Raw genomic sequence first — 19,244 nt, 5'->3', positions numbered from 1 at the left:
ATAACGAGAATGATTATTGGCGTAGTGAAAGAAATCAAAAACAATGAAAACCGTGTGGCACTAACTCCAGCAGGGGTAGTTTCATTTGTACAGGCTGGACATAAAGTATTAGTTGAAAAAGGGGCCGGAATTGGAAGCGGTTTCGTAGATGCAGATTATGCTCAAGCTGGTGCTGAATTGATTGAGTTAGCTGCTGATGTTTGGAATCAGTCTGAAATGATTATGAAGGTGAAAGAACCGCTTGAAAGCGAATACAAATACTTCCGTCCAGGTTTAGTATTATTTACGTACCTTCATTTAGCAGCAGAGCCTGCGTTAGCACAAGCACTTAAAGACAGCGGCGTCATCGCAATTGCTTACGAAACAGTTTCTGTTAACCGTACGCTTCCGCTTCTTACTCCAATGAGCGAAGTAGCCGGCCGTATGTCTGCTCAAATTGGGGCACAATTTTTACAAAAATTCAATGGCGGTAAAGGGATCCTGCTTGCAGGTGTTCCAGGGGTTAGCCGTGGTAAGGTTACCATCATTGGCGGAGGTATTGTCGGAACAAATGCTGCAAAAATGGCAATTGGTTTAGGTGCGGATGTAACGATTATTGATTTAAGCGCAGATCGTCTCCGTTACTTAGATGACGTTTTCGGCAACCAAATTAAAACTTTGATCTCAAATCCATTTAACATTGCAGAAGCAGTGAAAGAAGCGGACTTAGTCATCGGTGCGGTATTAATTCCAGGGTCAAAAGCGCCTAAACTCGTTACAGAAGACATGGTTAAAACCATGAAACCAGGTTCTGTAATCGTTGACGTAGCGATTGACCAAGGCGGAAGCGTTGAAACCATTGACCATGTAACAACGCATGATAACCCAACGTTTGAAAAACATGGTGTGGTTCACTACTCCGTGGCGAACATGCCTGGAGCGGTTCCAAGAACATCTACCATGGCTCTTACAAACGCGACTGTTCCATATGCACTGCAAATTGCGAATAAGGGTGTTGTCAAGGCCATCTCTGAAAATCCAGCGTTAAAGCTTGGTGTGAATGTAGCAAATGGAGAAATTACCTATGAAGCGGTAGCAAACGACCTTAACTATGAATATGTACCAGTGGAAACAGCATTGGAAAAAGAAATCGTTTTGAACTAACCATCTTGGTACCCTCAAGTCTATCTTGAGGGTTTTTTCATAGGAAAATCAGGGAGGGAGAATTGTGAATCAACAGAGTTATCGAGATACATGGGCAGAAGTTTCGCTAGCAGCCATTCAACACAATGTTAGCCAATATAAAAAATATATTGGCTTGTCCGTGAACTTGATGGCTGTGGTAAAAGCAGATGGTTATGGTCATGGGGCAGTCCCAGTTGCTAGAGCCGCTCTAGAAGCTGGCGCAGATTACTTAGCAGTGGCCATTTTGGATGAAGCAATTGAACTGCGTGAAGCGGGGATCATCCAGCCAATTTTGGTATTGGGATATCCCCCCTCTCGCTCCATAAGGCAAGCGATTATTGCCGGGGTCGATATAACGGTATTTAGCGAGGAAGTACTTGATGAAATTATTTTCCAGTCTAAGGATCTTCAAAAAACAGTACACATCCATCTAAAAGTCGATACCGGTATGACCAGAATTGGTGTCCAAACGAGTGAAGAAGCACTGGATTTAGCCATCAAAGCATCGGAGTCACCATTTGTTGTCCTTAAAGGTATTTTCACGCACTTCGCTAACGCTGATAGTGGAGATTCATCCTATACACTACAGCAATTTGAACGATTTCGTTCTGTTACTTCCTTTTTAGATGACAACGGAATTTCTATTCCTTTAAAGCACTGTTGTAATACGGCTGGAACCATGAATTTTCCGGAAATGCACCTAGATATGGTCCGTGTAGGAATTGGTTTGTATGGTTTGTATCCAGACGTGTCGTTAAAGGAACATCGTATTACACTTTTGCAAGCCATGACGCTTAAAACGAAAATTGCTTGGCTTAAAAAGGTTTCCAAATCGCAGCCGATTAGCTATGGCTGCACCTATACTCCATCAACTGAAAGAATTATTGCCACACTTCCAATCGGGTATGCAGATGGACTCTCCAGACACCTTTCCAACTGCGGTCAATTTCTTATACAAGGTCAAAGGGTTCTAGTAGCCGGGCGCGTTTGCATGGACCAAACGATGATCGATGTAACAACCGTATCCTCCTGTGTGCAGGGCGATGAAGTAGTTATTTTTGGGGGAAATGCTGAAGCCTTTCAATCCGTTGATGAAATTGCGCTCCTCATGGGAACGATTAACTATGAGGTTGTCTGTTTAATTGGGAAACGTGTTCCGCGTATTTATAGTGATACAGGAAAGAAGATTCACCCTCAAGTGCTGCAAACCGTGGAATATACATAATTCTTGAAAAACAGGTCACATCAACTTGGGTGTGACCTGTTTTAAACTATAATTCTATTTTTGAAACAGGTAAGAACAGCTTAATACCTCGTTTATTAAACGGTAATATTTTTAAATCGGCTAGTAAATGACTGATGTATCCCCCAAGACAGGCATAGAAAACACCATGAATTCCAAGTGATCCTTCTAGTTTTGAAGATATGACACCAAAGAAAATGACGCCCAAGATAGAGTGAGTATAGCTGCGGTGCGAGGAGATGGACGCAATGACCACATAAATCCCCAGCAGGATTAGCCATACTTCAGATAACGAGATTCCCCCCGCCAACACACCAATTCCTGTAATGGTTAACATATGCTTTTGTTTAATGAGCGAAGAGACAATGATAATCCCGAGACCAATTCCGAGACCAAGCCATTTATCTACTGCTCTGCCTTCATAAAAACTATAGAAAATCATCAGAATTCCGATGAACAGAGCAGCCATCCGAATCACCTTATGGGATAAGGTAATTTTACCGCGAAGCTTACCGTCAATATCAAGATCAGGCATTAAACCTGAAACCGCTCCTAGTCCCACAAAAAGAAAAGTCTCAGTGGGAGAAGAATGAAAGGTGTTGGCAGCAATAAATCCCGTTGCGGCACCAATTGCTGTATGTGCTGTACCATTCAAAGTTAAATCCACCTCTATTTTTGTAATAAATCTTATCATACAGCAAAACATTTGTTCTGTTTATAAGTTTTGTATAAAATCATACTATTATCCTATGAAAAAATGGCCAAAGAAAATAGCCAGACATCGTTCTGACTACTTTCCTAGATATGTTTCAAGAAATGCTGCCATCTCCGAATACGAACTTAATTTATTTTTTAATTTCATCATTGTATGTCCTTCCGCTTCGATGCGAATATACGTAACGGGATGCTTTCGCTTTTTTAGTTTGGAAACAATTTGATCAGATTCTTGGACCGGAACACGCGGGTCGTTTACGCCATGAATGATCATTAGCGGGGCTGTGATTTTATCAGCATGATTTAGCGGGTCGATTTTATCAAAATAATCACCATCTTTTTCAATCGTCCCATATTCCGCTTCCCTTAGTTTTTTCCGCCAAGGACTTGTTGTTTTTAAGAAACTACGTATACTTGACATTCCCACAATATCGATGGCGGCTGCCCACAAATCTGGAAAGTGGCTAATCGCAGCCAGAACGATAAATCCACCATAACTTCCACCCACAATTGCTGCTTTTTCAGCATCAATATCGCCTGTATTTTTTAGCCACTCCATTAAAAAAATAACATCTTTCACCGCGTTCATTCGGTTTTGCCCATCGTCAAGATGTGTATAGGTTTTTCCATACCCTGTACTTCCACGGATATTGGGAGCGACCACGGCATATCCCTGGTTTAAGAAATATTGCAAAAATGGACTGTAAACTGCACGACTTTGACTTTCCGGTCCTCCGTGAATATAGACAACTACTGGGGATTTCCCAGCCATTTGCTTGGGCTTATAGTAAAAAGCAGGAATTTGCAGGTGGTCAAAAGATGGGAACGTTATGGGCTCAGGCTCAATTAACTTTTCCTCGAGAATCGGCGTGCGCGAGATGTACGTAAGCCGCTTTGCTTGGATGGTCTTAAGATCAACCTCCCAAATATCAGGAGGATGAGCGGGCCCATTTAAGACAAATCCAAGTTTTTGATGGTCGGGAGAGAATCTGAGATTGTAAATCACACCCATTGGAGTATCCCAGTTATATAAATGACTTGTGTCCAAGTCTACTAAAAAACCTTTGGAGATTCCTCCTTCATTCATCGAAAAAGCTAATTTGTTTTTATCCTGATCCATGACCAAGTCTTCAAAATCCCACTCTCCCCGTTCCAGCCAGGTAAACTGTTTGCTTGCCAAATGAATCAAGGCGAGCCCAAAGAATTCCCTGTCTTGATTCGTTAATAAATAGATATGGTCAGCTTCTTTGTTAAAATGAATATTTTTATAGCCTGCATCCTCTTTATGCTCGGTAATCCAATCCATCTTTCCCGTAGAAAGTGAAAATACCCCTAAATCATGATCAAGGGGAGAATGTGTTTTTTTTACTAATAGCGATTTACCATCAGGAAACCACTTTTCAACCACGTACATTCCGTCACCAGTAAAAACACGGCGAATTTCCAAGGTCTCCAGATTTTGAATATAAATATCCAAATATGCCTCATTCCGACGGTTACTCGACCACGCTATCCATTTTCCATCAGGAGAACTATCACCAAACAAATGAAGATGTTCAGGGGAGTTTGTAAGGGCGATTTTTTCATCACCTTCTTTTAATAAATACAATTGCTCCTTTTCATCGCCATCTTCATCCATTCCAATAATCAAATCAGACGTACCAGCTATATATTTTATAAACGTGATTCCTTTCATAGAAAAAGAGGTTTGGGCTGGCCACCTGTCCCCTCGGTCAAGCTCCCAAACTTGTGGTACCCCGGTAAAATCAGAAATAAAGCTAATTTTCTTTCCCTTCGGATCGTATTCAAAACTATTCACCGCACGTACGTGGATATAAGGGTCAATGGTTATTTCCTCCATCACACTACCACCATTCACGATTACTTTAAAAACATCTACCTCCTTCCATTCTATTAGGTTGCAGGAAGTATCATTCTGATTATTTAGGCGGTGACAGGCACCGAATTGTTTTGTTCTTGAATACTGTAGTAAAACGGATTTTTTAGGAGTGGTTATTTTTGGATATCCCTATTTCTGGATATATGTATTCTTCTGATGATTCAGATCCTATGCATTCCCATCATCTTTATATAACTTCATGGGATGGAAGGCCAATTCATACGCATGAATTCAGCGGCCATACATCTTTTGATGACGGGCACAGCCATCGATATGCTGGTACGACTGAACCCGCACAAACGGGTGTTCAACATACCCACAGATATTTTACTTTTACTTCTGTTGATAACAGACATTATCATCAAATCCGTGGGATAACCGGCCCGGCCATTCCCCTTCCAAATGGCGGCCATTATCATGAATTTAGTGGCGTTACCACCGTCGACGGAATGAACCCACATCGTCATATGTATGGTGGCAGAACCAGTCTTTAGAATAGATAATGTAAAAAGACGATTCAGTAATCGAATCGTCTTTTTACATTATCTATTCTAGAAATTCAATAAACCATTTCACACATTGATAGGTTTTATCCCAATCTGGGTCTTGATCCTCTATTCCCCAGCATGCATAAAGCGTTCCGAGTGCAATCGAAGCTTTTAATAAACGTTGACGGTCAAGTCCTAGTTGTTCGCAAATTGTATCCACACGCAGTTTCAGAATACTTTTTGGATCAACCTTGGAATCTAATTGATTCACCAAGAAGGACACGACATCAAAATAGGGATCTCCTGCCACTCCTTTTGGGTCAATCGCCATCCAGCCGTTTTCCTCGGAATACAAAATATTTTCATGATGCAAATCTCCATGAAGGAGTTCCGTACCTTCCGATGAATCCATCACCTGTTGGAAAAATTCTTCTGCTGCCTGAACATGTTTCAATGCAATCTGACTATCGCCAGAATTACGGTAGTTGGTTAGCCCCTCGAACCAGTGTGTTAACGAAGGAGTTGAAACTCCATCCAGCAATGGTCTGCGGATTGCTTTCCAAACCTTTGTGTAATTCTCTATCACAACTATTTCATCACTTACGGTTGAAAGCATTCTTCCAGGCACAAGACGTTCCAGCAGCATGACACCATCTTCCAAGTCATACTTCAAAAGTTTCGCGCATCCATCACCGTTATAAATCTGCAGCGTCTTCATTTCATTTCGAGTATCAAAGTTTGGTACACCCAGCTTCAGGATGAAAGGTGCTCCCGCCGAATCCGTTACTTTTATAACATAATTATAGGATAGATTCTCAACAGGACCTTCGCTTGTAAGTTCCCACTTTTCAAAATAGGTTTGGATGGTAGACTCTAAAGAGTCTAACCAAGATACACCATCTGAGCCAAAGGCGTTGATTATTTTTTTCTGAAATTTACTAGAAATTTGCATAGTATTGAATACCCCTTAATTTATACGATTTCAAAAACTAATAATTCAACATCTCACTTTAAAATTCCTCTATTCATACAAAAAAGACGATTCGAGGGGGACCGAATCGTCTTTTGTTGTTTCTACTATGCAGTTGCTTTTGCTTTATTTTTACCAACTGTTTTGTTGATGAATGGTACTACCCAGTAGTCTAAACCGTATTTACCTGCGTTGTAACCAGCTGTTAAGATGATGAAGCCTAAGAAAATATCAGTTGGATTATGAGAAACAGTTCCAGCAAGGAAGAAAGAGAAGTTCATTACTAGACCAAAGAACATTGCCGCTGTTGTTAAACATCCAAGCATAAGTCCTAGACCGATTAATGTTTCGCCCCAAGGAACAATGAAGTTAAACACATCAATATTAGGTAGCGCAAAGCTTTCTAGGAAGTTCACATACCAGCCGTAAACCATGTTGCCATCTGGACCTTTTACTGGATTCGCTGTTGCATTTTTCAAGTATCCTGAAGCATCGAATCCGCCTGTTAATTTTCCAAAACCTGCAGTGAACCAAGCATACCCAAGATATAAACGAATAATTGTTAAAATAGCTGCTGAGATTTTATTTTCTCTTAAAAAGTTGTTAAACATAAGTCATTCCGCCTTTCAATATTTGGTTGTTCTTTATACTTACACTATACTCGTTTACAACTTAAAAAACATGATAATGTGAATAATTTCACAATGTGTTCAAAATGATTTGACGGAAGTATGAACATCCCTTGTAATCCCAACGAAAGAAGACAGGAACCCAATAGTGGGTCTCCTGTCTTGCCTTTTATTTTAATAGGCCTGCCACTAATTTTTCACATCTGCAAAAAAGTGCATTCTTAGGGAGGAAATGTTTGAATTGATCGGCCGGCAGCGGTTTACTAAACAAATATCCTTGTATCGCATGGCATTTTAATAATTTAAGTAGTTCTAATTGTTGCTTTGTTTCCACACCCTCTGCTACAATCTTCACGCTAAAACCTTTAGCCAATAAAATAATCGATTGAACGATGGTAGAATCCTCATTATTTTCATGAATATCTTGATAAAAGAACGATCAATTTTTATATAATCGACTTTGAATTTTTTCAAATACCCTATGGAAGAATAACCCGTTCCGAAATCATCGATAGCAATGGCAATGCCAAAGTCCCTTAACTTGTGAATAGTGGGTAAAGCTGATCCCTCATTTTTAATCAATGAGTCCTCGGTAATTTCAATTTCCATAAGACGGGGTGAAATGGAACCGCGGCTTCTTCCCTTGGTTTCATTATGAAAAAAATGGAGAATCATTGATATCCCCAATGATTCCCTCTTTTACTTCCAACTCAAATAGGGAAGGACTTCCTATACAAACCTATTTCAAGGTTCTAACATAAAACTACAGGAACAAATTCCCTATTAATGGATGAATCCGCAAGTAAAAAAGGGATATCCTGATATCATTAGGACACCCCATAAATAATGCTTCAGTTACAATATCTTCAATGGTTGGGAGAGCAGAAATAGCACCAACCTGGGTGCAAACAAACGCGCCCACTCTATTTCTTACGCATTAAATGGGACAAGCATTATGATCCTTATTGGTAAACATTATATTCATAGATTTGATGCCTTAAGATGACTACGCCTTCCCATATCAACCATGTTATTTGATACCTCAATGACTCCCTCAATCCTCTGAACTCCAATTAGGACATCATCTAATCCTTTTCTTGTTTTCACCTTTATTTTTATACAAACTTGATAATCTGAGTCTTTTAAGATAGATGTATTTATTTTTAAAATATTGATATTGTGTCCGCCTAAGAATGATGTAATTTTTCCAAGCACACCTGGTTTATCCTCTACAAGGAGATCTATATCCCATCTTGATCTTCTTATAAGCCGCTCCTCAATACGCGGGATAATGGTTAATACCAGAAGTACGAGTGTTGTAGTTGCAATGGCCATGAAATAATTTCCGGAACCAACTGCCAATCCAATTCCCATTGCTACCCAAAGAGAAGCCGAAGTAGTTAGCCCAGACACAACTAAATTTGGTCTCACCAATATAGAACCTGCTGCCAAAAAACCGATACCATTTATAACTTGTGCAGCTAAACGTGATGGATCATAACGGACATTTGGATGGTTTATCCATTCCAAAAATCCATAAATAGACAGGAGCATCAACAAACAGCTTCCCAATGATACCAACAGATGTGTTTTTAACCCTGCTGTTTTATTTGAGTATTCTCTTTCCCAGCCAATCATGCATCCAAGCAGGGCAGATAACCCCAGGCGCTTCACAAACAGGAGATCGTTTGGGTTAAAATAGTTATCTAAAAAATCCATTTACTTCACCTTATTTCATTTTATCGGGGCCTTCTTTTTGAGTCAGTAACATTACTTTTATAAATTAATGGGATTGCCCAATTATTTATTCATTTTTGTTACTGTTTCCAAATATCTGTCAGGGAAATTTGTGCAGATATATATATCCTTCGAAATTCCTATAACTTTTTCCATCGTTGCAGCATCATTAACTGTCCAGGTAACTATATCAATAGGATCATTCTTCAACCTTTCCACTAATTCAATAGTCAAGAAATTAACGTTAATTGAAAGAATAGTCGCTCCGCAATCCAACAATTGTTCCCTTAACAATACAGGATTTCCCTCGATGATTAAACCTGTCCTAATCTCCGTCTCTATGCTTTTAATATTTTTTATGACTTCGTGGTCGAACGAGGTCAAACATACTGTTTTTTCTAAATCGTATTTCTTAACCAAGTCAATAATAGTATGTTCATACCCTTTGTATCGGCCACCAGCTGTTTTTAATTCGATATTTACAAAACAGTCTTTGTTCCTCAATAATTTCAATACCTCTTCCAAACTCGGTATTTTCTCTCCGGCATATTGATTTGAAAACCAACTGCCAGCGTCCAATTCCCTTAATTCATGAAACGTTTTATCCTTAACAAACCCGCCACCATTCGTCGTTCGTTCTAACGAAAAGTCGTGAATAATCACTGGAATTCCGTCTTTGGATAGTTGGACATCCAATTCAATTGAAGTAACATAATCTAATTCCAACGCCTTTTCAAAAGCGATCAAGGTATTTTCTGGTGCTACCTTCGAAAAACCTCTGTGAGCCATACAAAATGGCATAAAAACCCCTCCATTTTTATAAATGCAAAAGCAGTGCTATTTCATAACGAAATTCACTGCTTTCTTTTTTTCTTTTCTATTTTTTTTATTCCCAACCTAGGGCTCATTTAAGACCTTTACTTTATGCCCACCACATCTCTGTTAATTGCTCTTTAAACAGGATGTCCTTTAGAGCCAAAATCGCTTTACTCAGACCCTCATCGATAGAAGCAAGCTTATCTTCATGTTCAATGGAGAGAACATGATCATATCCTACAGTGCGAAGGGCACTGACCATATCCTTCCATACTTTTTCATCATGCCCGTATCCTACTGAACGGAATGACCATGAGCGATCCAGGATATTGCCATATGGTTTCGTATCTAAAACACCGTTTATTTTAATGTTTGCCTGATCCAAATATGTGTCTTTTGCATGGAAGTGGAAGATAGCTTTTTCACGGCCAAGAATTTTAATTGCTTCAACTGGGTCAATTCCCTGCCAAAACAAGTGGCTTGGGTCAAAGTTTGCACCAATGTTTTCTCCAGCATGCTCCCTCAATTTCAGCAAGGTTTCCGGATTATAAACCACGAAACCGGGATGCATTTCAAGAGCAATTTGGTTAATTCCATGCAGCTTGGCGAATTTCGCCTCCTCTTTCCAATAAGGAATGACCACCTCGTTCCATTGCCAGTTAAGAACATCTGCATACTCTCTCGGCCATGAACATGTAACCCAATTAGGATTCTTAGCTCCCTCATAATCACCTGGACAGCCGGAAAAGCCATTTACAACAGGGACACTCAAACGTTCCGCCAATAAAACGGTTTTTCTCCATACATCGTGAGAGTCTTTAGCAACCTTTTTATCTGGATGCAAAGGATTTCCATGGCAACTTAATCCGCTAATCATTAACCCCCGGCTTTCGATTGCATTCAGGAAAGACCTTATTTTTTCAGGTGATGAAAGCAATTCATCCGGATTACAGTGTTGGTTGCCGGGATAATTCCCCGTTCCCAATTCCACTGCCTCAACTCCCATGTCCGCCAATTTATCCAGCATCACTTCGAAAGGCAGATTCTGATATAGAACCGTAAATACTCCCAGCTTCATGCAAATACCTCCTTTGTAGTCTGAACCTTCACCCATTTTTGCTGCTCATTACTCTCCAAGATGGCATCTGTGATACACATGGAATTGTGGCCGTCTTTAAATGTTGCAAAATTGGGCTTGTCTGATTTCAGGCTCTTGCCATCGCGAATAAAAGAGTAGAAATTGAGCATCATATTCTTTAATGCGTCTGGCCAGCCCTCATTGTGTCCGCCGGGGTGATGAATTTGTGACCTTGCTTCTACGGTAAACAGGGAAGGATCCGCCAATAGAGTTTCATTCGCTCGATCCCTATGTCCAATCCATAATTTTTCAGGTTCTTCCTGATTCCAGAAAACAGAGCATTGGCTGCCATTAATTTCAAAGCTTAATCTATTTTTCCGACCAGCACTAACTTGGGAGACGGTAAAGACTCCTCTTCCACCATCTTCAAACCTGACTAGAACGGACGCATAATCTTCTGTATGGATTTGAACTTCTTCAAATTCTTGTTCATTTGAAGTCTGTGTACTAAAAGTAGCAGCAGCATTTTTGGCTTTCTTTCTGACAGGAACCACGGTTGCCAAATCGGCGAAAACTTCCACAATCCGCTTTCCGGTTACGAATTGGACCGTATCGCACCAATGGGAACCAATGTCGGCAATTGCCCGGGATTTACCACCCACTTCCGGGGCAAGACGCCAGTTAAAGTCTGTTTCATACAATAACCAATCCTGCAGATAGCTACCATGTACAAGGTTCACCTTACCAAGGTCCCCGTTTGCAATTTTTGCTTGTAGGTTTTGGACAGTCGCATACTGTCTATAATTAAAATTTACTCCATGGACAATACCATGTTTCTCTGCCAGTTCTAACAATTCTACTGACTCCTGACTATTCATCGCCAACGGTTTCTCAGAAATGACATGCTTGCCAGCCAAAATTATTTCCTTATTTATCACAAAATGTACGTGATTTGGCGTACAATTGTGCACAACCTGGATCTCGCTGTCTTTCAGCATTTCCCGATAATCACCAAATGCTTTTGGAATGGCAAACTCAGCTGCTTTTTTTTTCGCCACTTCAATACTTGTTTCCGCCAAACCTACTACTTCCACAAAACCAAGCCTTCTAATAGCCTCAATGTGGGTAGGTCCAATAAACCCTGTTCCGATAATTCCAACTTTTATTTTCTCCATTTTTTATCTCTCCCACTGATTGGGGCATTGATGATAGAAGAACAAGCCGTCATCAAGGGACTTAATAGAAAAACTGTTAAGGTCAATAGAACAGACAATTTCTTCCTCATAAATGCTCCCCCTTAAGCTTGGGCTATTTTTTGTGTGTTTTTTAAGAATGTGATAGATTCCAGCAATGACTTTCGCGCTTCACCACTTAAACCACATTCATAAGACAAAAACCCTTTATAATTGATGTTGTTCAAAAGAGCAAGAGGTTCGGCAAAATCCGTATGACCTTTTCCCGGTTCCAGCCGGTTACTGTCTGCCAAATGGTAATAACCTATAAAAGGATGGTACAAAGCAATTGACTCTTCTATTTTTGGTTCCTCAATGGACATGTGAAAAAAGTCTGCCATTACTTTTATCTTGTCACTACCGACTTCCTTCACGAGGGAAACAGCTTGGGAAACGGTATTTAACATATGATCTTCGTATCTGTTCAAGGGTTCTAGGAATACATTTACATTGAATTTTTCAGCATCCTCTGCAATTCTTGATAAGGAATCCAGCAATGCTCTCCGATCCCCTTCCTCACTTCTCGGAGGATGAAAAGGCGGCAATTTTCTTGAAAACATTCCATAAGCCGCTGGGGCAATTAAACCTTGCGCACCAATCGCAGCGGTATATTGCAATGAGGATTTGATGCCTTGGACGGCTTCTAGTCGATTCGTTTCATCAAAATCCCCAATCCAATGGTTATAGCCTCCGCAAACTGCACTTGCCTGAATTCCTGTTGCATGTGAAGCATGAAGAATTGAATGTGAAGTCTCTTTGGTTAGAGGGCCTTCAAAATGGGTAATTTCTACCCCATCAAAGCCAAGGCTTAGAGCCACCTCAAAAATCTCCTGATAATTTTTTAATCCTGTTAACTTATCCTGCAAGGCAAATTTCACCATTTTTTCCTCCTGTTCATTAAAGCTTAACTCCCAGCTTTACGCTTTGATCTGGGAACAAATCTACATTTCTTTCATATCCTGATGCAGATTCTTCAAAAGGAACCACCGGATCTACAATACCTTCACAATTTAGCATTCCTTCCGACAGCATTTTCCAGCAGGTTTCTTCAATACGTCTCCAGCTCCAACGGGGGTAATCCGGATTGGGCTCACTACATGCTCTGGAGAATACAATTTTGGCATTATTAAAATGGGCTTCTCTGCCAAGATCCAAACCGCCTTTGAAAGGACGAGCCCAGCCAACATATGCGATAGTACCACCGTATGCCAATCCCCTTAACGACTGCTGGAGGGCAAATTCATTCGCACTTGTTTCGATAACAACATCGACACCTAATTTATTGGTTGCTTTCTTTAATTCCAAGCCTACATCTTGATTGAGGGGATCAAAGGCTTCATCGGCGCCAGTATGTAATGCAACTTGACGGCGTTTTTCAATCGGGTCAACAACTGCCACATAGCTAGCTCCTGCTAATTTGGCCATCTGGGCTGCCAACTGTCCAATAGCACCCAAACCTATAATAGCAACCCGATCTCCTGCCCTAACATGGGCATCTCTGATTCCTCCCAATGCAAACTGGGCTGGATCAAAACATACAGCACTTTTCCAGGACATCTCTTCTGGCATTTTAAATAGATAAAAATTATTTACTGCGTTCACAATATGGATTTCTCTAATTCCACCATATCCGCAAACCCTGTCTCCAACCTTGTAATCGACAACATCAGATCCTGATTCAGTGATCTTGCCTACCCATTGGTTTCCAAGATTCCAATTCCCAAAATTAACGCCCTTTTTATCGGTTTCGGGCCGTGGCAAAAAGGTGTGCCAAGATTCATCATAATATTCATCCATATGGGGACTTTCTCCTCTAAAACCCGCCAGCTCCGAACCGTGCTTCGGTGAAGCGAACTCTACCTGAACCCTCACTTCATTTGCTTTTATAGGACGATCCTCGCATTCCAAAATAGCTGCCTTATGCGGTGCCACCGCGACTAATTGTTTTATCATATTGATTCTCCTCAAATAGAGATATTTTCTTTTTACTTTACTAGTTTTATAAAAATGGGTTACCCCTCTGGAATATTGCTGTTCCATTTTGTATTCATATTTCTATATTGGGTAGGTGATATACCCACATAACTCTTAAATAATCGAGTAAAACCCGGGACTACCATGTAACCAACCTCTTGTGCGATTTCAGTTACTGTCATCTCTGTTGACCTTAATAATTTTTTCGCACGGTCAATTTTTAGTTCCCGCTGTATTTGAATAGGAGATTTCCCAAATAGTTCTTTAAAGCGATTACTTATATAGGTTGGGTGCAGATGAAACTGATTTGATAATTCTTTTAATGAAACTTCCTTTTCGGGATTCTTTACAATTTGAGTTAGTATAGAGATGAATCCCTTCGAATGATCCTGTTCAAAGACTTTTTCCTGAGATCTCATAATGTTTTCCAGCAACAAATAAAGAATTTCATAGGATTTCGCTTTTTTTAAGATGGTTTTAATCAAAAAATCTTGAGAATCTGTAATTTCCACAAAATCTACAAAAACCCGCTCAAATATTTCAGGGTTTTGTAGTTTAAAAGTGATTGGGAGGTTAAATATTTTCAATACATCTAAAGCACTCCCTATTTCGTAAGTGAAATGGCACCATAAAAATATGGTTTCATCATTTGTTTCTTTGTAATGGTCATGCTCTATATGGGGAGGAATGATGACGACGGTCCCAGGTGCTAAATGATATACTTCATCTCTAATTTTTAGCTTTGCCTCCCCTTTCTTTATATAGGACATGACATAACTGGGAAGGGTACGGTTAAAAGTCTTCATTTCATTTCTTTCATGAATATTAAATTCTACTATTGTGAGTTCTGCACTTTCCAAAAGATAATCTATTATTGGATGCAATTATCTATTTCCTCTCAAAATTCGTTCAACCTTTATAAATGCTTATTTCACTTTTTTAATTAATCTGAAAAGGTTTACAAGATTCATTGTCAATTAAAAACTTTTTCCGAATATCGAATGATTCCCTTCTTTACATTCATCTTTCGATAATCATTCATTATGGTTGGCAAATCTTCCAACCTGAAGTGATGACTTAACAAAGGTTTAATTTGTATCTTTCCCTGTTGCACTAATGAGATTGCTTGTTCATGTGTATGTGGATTGATAAAAGAACCTTTTATGGTTAACTCTTTCGAAAAAATATCAAATGGACTTATTTCAATTTTCATATCCGGTTTTGATACACCAAACAATAAAATATTGCCGCCTTTTTTCGCCATTTTTACAGCCTGTTCCATACTTTCTTTTCTACCTACACATTCAATAACGATATCGAAGCCGATTGGATTTTGAGAGAGTTCTTCTGGGGTGATTACTTGATCTCCGCCTAATTGGATTGCGAGTTGATGTTTTGTTTTATCAGGTTCACTTACAACAATTGGAAATGCCCCGTAGATTTTTGCCATTTGCAACATCATTAACCCGATATACCCGCCTCCCACTATTAATACAGATGCACCTGGCCAAATTTTTATTTGAGAAAACCCATGTAATACACAGCCAAGCGGTTCAATCATTGCCCCTTCTTCAAAAGAAACCCCATCTGGAATAATATAACAATTTCTATAAGGGACAGCACAGAACTCTCCCATTCCCCCATCTCGAGTAACCCCAATAGCCTGGAGATTTTCACAAAGATGTTGACGATTCTTACGACAATACTCACATTCACCGCAATATATATTCGGGTCTATCGAGACACGGTCACCTAATTTAAACTTAGTTACCTTTTCGCCGAGCCTTACAATCTCACCAGATAATTCGTGACCTAACACGATTGGATATTCTACCGGTGCAGACCCAGGTTGCCCATGATAAATATGCTGATCAGTACCACAAATTCCGCAGGCTTTAACATTTATGATTACTTCATTTTCTAATGGAGCAGGAATGGGAAGTTCCTTAATTTCCATCACCTTTTTTTTCGTTAATACGGCTGCCTTCATTGTCTCTTCAATCCATTAGAATGATTAAGAGCATGAAACATAGTCCGTTCTGCGAGGGTAGATATTTTAATGACATGGTCCATACCCACTAATGTTGTAATGGAATCATTTAAAGGAGAAATCCAATGCTTAGGTAATTTAGAAGCTCCATTCATTACTCCAAGAATAGAACCCACTGTAGCACCATTACAATCCGTATCCCACCCTGCCATAACTGCTATTGTTATACCTTGATGGAAGTCGCCTTTGCTATATAGTAGGGCCATTGTTACTATCGCAGCATTATTTATTGTGTGAACCGCATTGTAGTTCCCATAGTTTTCCTTAATTTTTTCGAAGCAATCTTCCCAGTTTTCATATTGGTGGGACCACTGAATAACTTGGTTAATCATTTGGGCTAAACGTGATGAAGGAGGGATAAACGATAACCCCTGTTTAATGATTTCCTCTACATTGTTCCTGACAAAAGCTACAGAAATCATGGCCGATACCCATAATTCACCATACAGTCCATTACTGGTGTGTGATAGCTTTGCATCGCGGTATGCCATTTCAGCCGCAGCTTGGGGATTTCCTGGATTTACCCATCCCCAAAGATCAGCCCTTATTTGCGCACCAATCCATTCTCTATATGGATTACGATAATTAGCAGTATCCGGGGGTATTTTTCCCATTATAAAATTTCTATAGGCAACGCGTTCTGCTGTATAAACTAGATTATACGGCATAGTTTGCAGCCACATTTGAGCAACATCTTCTGTTGTAAAAGCGGAACCAGCTTTATCAAGTACCTGAAGATTTAAAATGGGATAATCCATATCATCATCACGAGGAGTACCGTCTACTCGATTTTTTAAAGCTGTTTCAGAATCTCCTTTAAATATATAGCCCTCAGGCATTGGTTCTAGGGCAGGAATATAATCGTTAAGAGGAAAGGAATCTGTTAGCTTAAGATAGGAACAAACCTTTTCATAAGGCCAAAGTTCAACCGGTTTTCCAAGTGTACACCCCGCACTGCGTCCTAACCATCCTCCATAAATTTTATCAAACAGGTCTTCCTTTGATAGGTCTATTAGAGGATCTATAGAGACTCCTAACGAAGGAGGTAGTATATGTCTTAATTCCTCAGGATGATTTTCTAAATCTTCTTGATTTGTCAATTGTAATAGCTGTTTATAAATTGGTTCCAGTTTTTTTTCATCCTCTTTGTTATATTCAAATTCTTTTTCAAGGAGTGCAAAGAAGACTTCTCTTTTACTGCAACCCTTAGATAAAAGCCATTCATCAAATTGCTTTCTTAAGTTACCAATTTCACAACCTTCTTCTAGCTTCTGTTGCAACTCATAGTCTATAATTACAGGTAATAACGAATACATAGGAATCTGTCCTTTCGGTTCTTATAAATATTTTTTTAAAAGTTTATTTTTCTTAAGAACTAATGTAAATTATTTAAACTTGTGTAAGTTAAAACTTGACTCCACCTTCCTGCAACCCTGCTACGAACTTTCTCGTCATAAAGAGGAATAAAAGAATCATTGGAACAACACTTATTACTCCGCCTGCTGCCATAAGTGCCCAGTTTGTACTATATTTGCTTCCAAAGCTTAAATACTGCGCTGACACCGTTCTGACTTCCTCTATTTGTAATAAGGCATTTGCCAAAAAGAATTCATTCCAAGTTCCAAGTGTAGAGAAAATCATTACGATAATAAAAGCGGGTTTACTGAGCGGAACAATGATTTTAAAGAAAGCTTGCAATGAATTGCACCCATCCACTTTTGCTGACTCTACCAACTCTTTTGGAATTCCAAGCATATAAGCCCGAAGTAAAAATACATTAAAGGCAAAACCCCCTCCAACATAAGGGATAATGACTCCCATGTAAGTATTTATTAACCCAAATTTCACAGCCATAAAAAACAAAGGAATAAACCCAACAGGTAAACTCATAGAAATAAACAAATATCCCATAAGCCAATTAGAACCAGGAGTTTTCAAATGGGCAAGACCGTAGGCTGCTAATCCTGAAAGAATCGCAACTAAAATAACGGTTGTTCCCGTAATAATGATCGTGTTAACGTAAGCCACACTATAATTTCCTTGAATCCATGCATTGCTATAATTTTCGAATGTCCAAACTGATGGCAGCCCCATCGGGTTTGTAATAATATCTGACTTTGTTTTAAAGGAATTAATAAAAAGCAGGTACATCGGAAATAGAGAATATATACTTACTAAAATTAAAGGAATATGGCGCCAATTAATTTTTGGTATTGACATTTAAACATCCCATCCCTTCTTTTTTCTGAAATATGCAAATACAATAATGATAAAGATTGCAATAAATGTCTGGAACAAGGCAACAGCTGAGGCGTATCCAGCCCGCCTGCCGGTAGTACTTAATGTATAGTAATAAGTAGATAATGTTTCAGTAGAATGAGCTGGTCCGCCTGCCGTCATAACGTAGACCATTTCAAATGCTCCAAAAGATCCTAAAATGGTTAATAGCGTAATAACTGTTAATGTTGGTCGTAATTGAGGGAGGAAAACATGCATCAAAATTTGGAAGCGATTTGCACCCTCAATTTTTGCAGCCTCTTCCAAAGATTTATCCGTTTGAGTCATTGCGGCTAATAACCAAATGACATTCGTACCAAAACCTTTCCACATATCAGCAAATAAGACTGAAAATAATGCAATGGCCGGAATTGTAAGACCAGGCACTTCTATAAATCCTAAACCTGCTTTATCCAAATAAAAATTAATACCGCTGAAAGGATTATAAATCCAAAACCAAATTTGACCTGCTACTGTTACGGTAATAATGGATGTAGAGAAATAGGTTGCTTGATAAAGTGTTTGTCCTTTTACTTTTCTCAACAAATACGCAATCAAAAATGAAAAGATAAGGGGAATGGTGATCCAGAAAAGAGTCCATTTTATATTATTAAAAAATGCTGTAAAAACGACACTGTCTTGGAAAGCTTCAATAAAGTTTGCTATTCCTATAAACTTTGGGGTATTCAATCCGTTCCATTCTGTGAATGGCAAATATAATGACATGACTGCAGGAATAGTCACAGCTAAAATATGAAACAAAAGACCGGGCAAAATAAAAACCCATCCCACCCAATTTCGTTTCCTAGTGCGTTTCCTATGTACATTTGAATCTAGAATGTCAGAACTAGAAGCCTTTAAATTCGTGTTTATCGTTTGCAAAACCTGCACTCCTTTCAGAAAGTGGATTGACTAACAGAAGAACTAGTAATCCAGAAAACTATAAATATTTTGAAAAAGAAGGAGAAAAGT

Annotated in this window: 19 protein-coding genes and 1 pseudogene; 3 read left to right on the top strand and 17 right to left on the bottom strand. The window is 39.3% G+C overall.

Features of this window, described 5'->3' with window-relative positions; all coding sequences use genetic code 11:
- Positions 1-9 precede the first annotated feature (9 nt).
- Both ald and alr read left to right on the top strand, forming a co-directional pair.
- Entirely contained in the window at positions 10-1,143 is a 1,134-nt protein-coding gene (ald, locus tag QUG14_RS21555) for an alanine dehydrogenase (protein ID WP_289342480.1), read from the top strand.
- 64 nt (positions 1,144-1,207) lie between these two features.
- Positions 1,208-2,389, top strand: a complete 1,182-nt coding sequence (gene alr / locus QUG14_RS21550; protein WP_289342479.1) for an alanine racemase — start codon at positions 1,208-1,210, stop codon at positions 2,387-2,389.
- Positions 2,390-2,435: 46 nt separating this feature from the next.
- On the opposite strand, the gene QUG14_RS21545 is transcribed toward alr, so the two are convergent.
- Both QUG14_RS21545 and QUG14_RS21540 read right to left on the bottom strand, forming a co-directional pair.
- The gene (locus QUG14_RS21545; protein WP_289342478.1) at positions 2,436-3,062 is read right to left on the bottom strand and encodes a metal-dependent hydrolase; all 627 of its coding nucleotides are present in this window, start codon (positions 3,060-3,062) and stop codon (positions 2,436-2,438) included.
- Between the two features lie 135 nt (positions 3,063-3,197).
- Positions 3,198-4,982 (bottom strand): S9 family peptidase, encoded by a 1,785-nt coding sequence (locus QUG14_RS21540; RefSeq protein ID WP_289342477.1) that lies wholly within the window; start codon positions 4,980-4,982, stop codon positions 3,198-3,200.
- A gap of 158 nt (positions 4,983-5,140) precedes the next feature.
- On the opposite strand from QUG14_RS21540, the gene QUG14_RS21535 reads away from it, so the two are divergent.
- Positions 5,141-5,515 (top strand): YmaF family protein, encoded by a 375-nt coding sequence (locus tag QUG14_RS21535; RefSeq protein ID WP_289342476.1) that lies wholly within the window; start codon positions 5,141-5,143, stop codon positions 5,513-5,515.
- Positions 5,516-5,567: 52 nt separating this feature from the next.
- Here QUG14_RS21535 and QUG14_RS21530 read toward each other — a convergent pair whose 3' ends face one another.
- The 15 genes and pseudogenes from QUG14_RS21530 to QUG14_RS21460 all read right to left on the bottom strand — a co-directional run bounded on the left by QUG14_RS21530 (position 5,568) and on the right by QUG14_RS21460 (position 19,154).
- Positions 5,568-6,461 (bottom strand): aminoglycoside phosphotransferase family protein, encoded by an 894-nt coding sequence (locus QUG14_RS21530; protein WP_289342475.1) that lies wholly within the window; start codon positions 6,459-6,461, stop codon positions 5,568-5,570.
- A 125-nt stretch (positions 6,462-6,586) separates the two neighbouring features.
- A complete protein-coding gene (locus QUG14_RS21525; RefSeq protein WP_289342474.1) occupies positions 6,587-7,090 on the bottom strand; it encodes a DoxX family protein in 504 nt (167 codons plus the stop codon).
- Positions 7,091-7,277: 187 nt separating this feature from the next.
- Positions 7,278-7,717: pseudogene (locus QUG14_RS29805) on the bottom strand (EAL domain-containing protein).
- Between the two features lie 372 nt (positions 7,718-8,089).
- The gene (locus QUG14_RS21515; protein ID WP_289342472.1) at positions 8,090-8,827 is read right to left on the bottom strand and encodes an MgtC/SapB family protein; all 738 of its coding nucleotides are present in this window, start codon (positions 8,825-8,827) and stop codon (positions 8,090-8,092) included.
- Between the two features lie 81 nt (positions 8,828-8,908).
- Positions 8,909-9,646, bottom strand: coding sequence for a glycerophosphodiester phosphodiesterase (locus QUG14_RS21510; RefSeq protein ID WP_289342471.1), 738 nt, complete (start codon positions 9,644-9,646; stop codon positions 8,909-8,911).
- A gap of 121 nt (positions 9,647-9,767) precedes the next feature.
- Positions 9,768-10,739, bottom strand: coding sequence for a sugar phosphate isomerase/epimerase family protein (locus tag QUG14_RS21505; protein ID WP_289342470.1), 972 nt, complete (start codon positions 10,737-10,739; stop codon positions 9,768-9,770).
- Positions 10,736-11,914 carry a Gfo/Idh/MocA family protein gene (locus QUG14_RS21500; protein WP_289342469.1) on the bottom strand — a complete coding sequence of 393 codons (1,179 nt, stop codon included), beginning with the start codon at positions 11,912-11,914 and terminating at the stop codon, positions 10,736-10,738. Before QUG14_RS21500 ends, QUG14_RS21505 begins: the two co-directional genes overlap by 4 nt.
- Complete coding sequence (locus tag QUG14_RS21495; RefSeq protein WP_289342468.1) at positions 11,902-12,024, bottom strand: hypothetical protein; 123 nt, start codon at positions 12,022-12,024, stop codon at positions 11,902-11,904. Before QUG14_RS21495 ends, QUG14_RS21500 begins: the two co-directional genes overlap by 13 nt.
- Before the next feature lie 12 nt (positions 12,025-12,036).
- Entirely contained in the window at positions 12,037-12,852 is an 816-nt protein-coding gene (locus QUG14_RS21490; RefSeq protein WP_289342467.1) for a sugar phosphate isomerase/epimerase family protein, read from the bottom strand.
- 16 nt (positions 12,853-12,868) lie between these two features.
- On the bottom strand, positions 12,869-13,921 hold the full coding sequence (locus QUG14_RS21485; protein WP_289344204.1) for a zinc-dependent alcohol dehydrogenase: 1,053 nt from the start codon (positions 13,919-13,921) through the stop codon (positions 12,869-12,871).
- Positions 13,922-13,983: 62 nt separating this feature from the next.
- Complete coding sequence (locus QUG14_RS21480) at positions 13,984-14,829, bottom strand: helix-turn-helix domain-containing protein (protein WP_289342466.1); 846 nt, start codon at positions 14,827-14,829, stop codon at positions 13,984-13,986.
- Between the two features lie 89 nt (positions 14,830-14,918).
- Positions 14,919-15,935 (bottom strand): zinc-dependent alcohol dehydrogenase family protein, encoded by a 1,017-nt coding sequence (locus QUG14_RS21475; RefSeq protein ID WP_289342465.1) that lies wholly within the window; start codon positions 15,933-15,935, stop codon positions 14,919-14,921.
- The gene (locus tag QUG14_RS21470; RefSeq protein WP_289342464.1) at positions 15,932-17,311 is read right to left on the bottom strand and encodes an ADP-ribosylglycohydrolase family protein; all 1,380 of its coding nucleotides are present in this window, start codon (positions 17,309-17,311) and stop codon (positions 15,932-15,934) included. Before QUG14_RS21470 ends, QUG14_RS21475 begins: the two co-directional genes overlap by 4 nt.
- A gap of 88 nt (positions 17,312-17,399) precedes the next feature.
- Positions 17,400-18,215, bottom strand: coding sequence for a carbohydrate ABC transporter permease (locus QUG14_RS21465; protein WP_289342463.1), 816 nt, complete (start codon positions 18,213-18,215; stop codon positions 17,400-17,402).
- Positions 18,216-19,154, bottom strand: a complete 939-nt coding sequence (locus tag QUG14_RS21460) for a carbohydrate ABC transporter permease (protein WP_289342462.1) — start codon at positions 19,152-19,154, stop codon at positions 18,216-18,218.
- Positions 19,155-19,244 lie beyond the last annotated feature (90 nt).

Origin of the sequence: Neobacillus sp. CF12, assembly GCF_030348765.1 — a bacterium.
In the GTDB taxonomy this organism is placed as follows: Bacteria; Bacillota; Bacilli; order Bacillales; family Cytobacillaceae; genus Neobacillus.
The sequence above is the reverse complement of the archived record's forward strand: the minus strand, read 5'-3'. Positions and strand labels throughout refer to the sequence as shown.

What these genes read in the sequence shown, in the direction of transcription:
- QUG14_RS21510 (WP_289342471.1), bottom strand. Translation starts at nt 9,646, where the DNA reads ATGCCATTTTGTATGGCTCACAGAGGTTTTTCGAAGGTAGCACCAGAA.
- QUG14_RS21505 (WP_289342470.1), bottom strand. Translation starts at nt 10,739, where the DNA reads ATGAAGCTGGGAGTATTTACGGTTCTATATCAGAATCTGCCTTTCGAA.
- QUG14_RS21515 (WP_289342472.1), bottom strand. Translation starts at nt 8,827, where the DNA reads ATGGATTTTTTAGATAACTATTTTAACCCAAACGATCTCCTGTTTGTG.
- QUG14_RS21470 (WP_289342464.1), bottom strand. Translation starts at nt 17,311, where the DNA reads ATGTATTCGTTATTACCTGTAATTATAGACTATGAGTTGCAACAGAAG.
- QUG14_RS21475 (WP_289342465.1), bottom strand. Translation starts at nt 15,935, where the DNA reads ATGAAGGCAGCCGTATTAACGAAAAAAAAGGTGATGGAAATTAAGGAA.
- QUG14_RS21490 (WP_289342467.1), bottom strand. Translation starts at nt 12,852, where the DNA reads ATGGTGAAATTTGCCTTGCAGGATAAGTTAACAGGATTAAAAAATTAT.
- QUG14_RS21525 (WP_289342474.1), bottom strand. Translation starts at nt 7,090, where the DNA reads ATGTTTAACAACTTTTTAAGAGAAAATAAAATCTCAGCAGCTATTTTA.
- QUG14_RS21465 (WP_289342463.1), bottom strand. Translation starts at nt 18,215, where the DNA reads ATGTCAATACCAAAAATTAATTGGCGCCATATTCCTTTAATTTTAGTA.
- QUG14_RS21530 (WP_289342475.1), bottom strand. Translation starts at nt 6,461, where the DNA reads ATGCAAATTTCTAGTAAATTTCAGAAAAAAATAATCAACGCCTTTGGC.
- QUG14_RS21540 (WP_289342477.1), bottom strand. Translation starts at nt 4,982, where the DNA reads ATGGAGGAAATAACCATTGACCCTTATATCCACGTACGTGCGGTGAAT.
- QUG14_RS21495 (WP_289342468.1), bottom strand. Translation starts at nt 12,024, where the DNA reads ATGAGGAAGAAATTGTCTGTTCTATTGACCTTAACAGTTTTTCTATTA.
- ald (WP_289342480.1), top strand. Translation starts at nt 10, where the DNA reads ATGATTATTGGCGTAGTGAAAGAAATCAAAAACAATGAAAACCGTGTG.
- QUG14_RS21500 (WP_289342469.1), bottom strand. Translation starts at nt 11,914, where the DNA reads ATGGAGAAAATAAAAGTTGGAATTATCGGAACAGGGTTTATTGGACCT.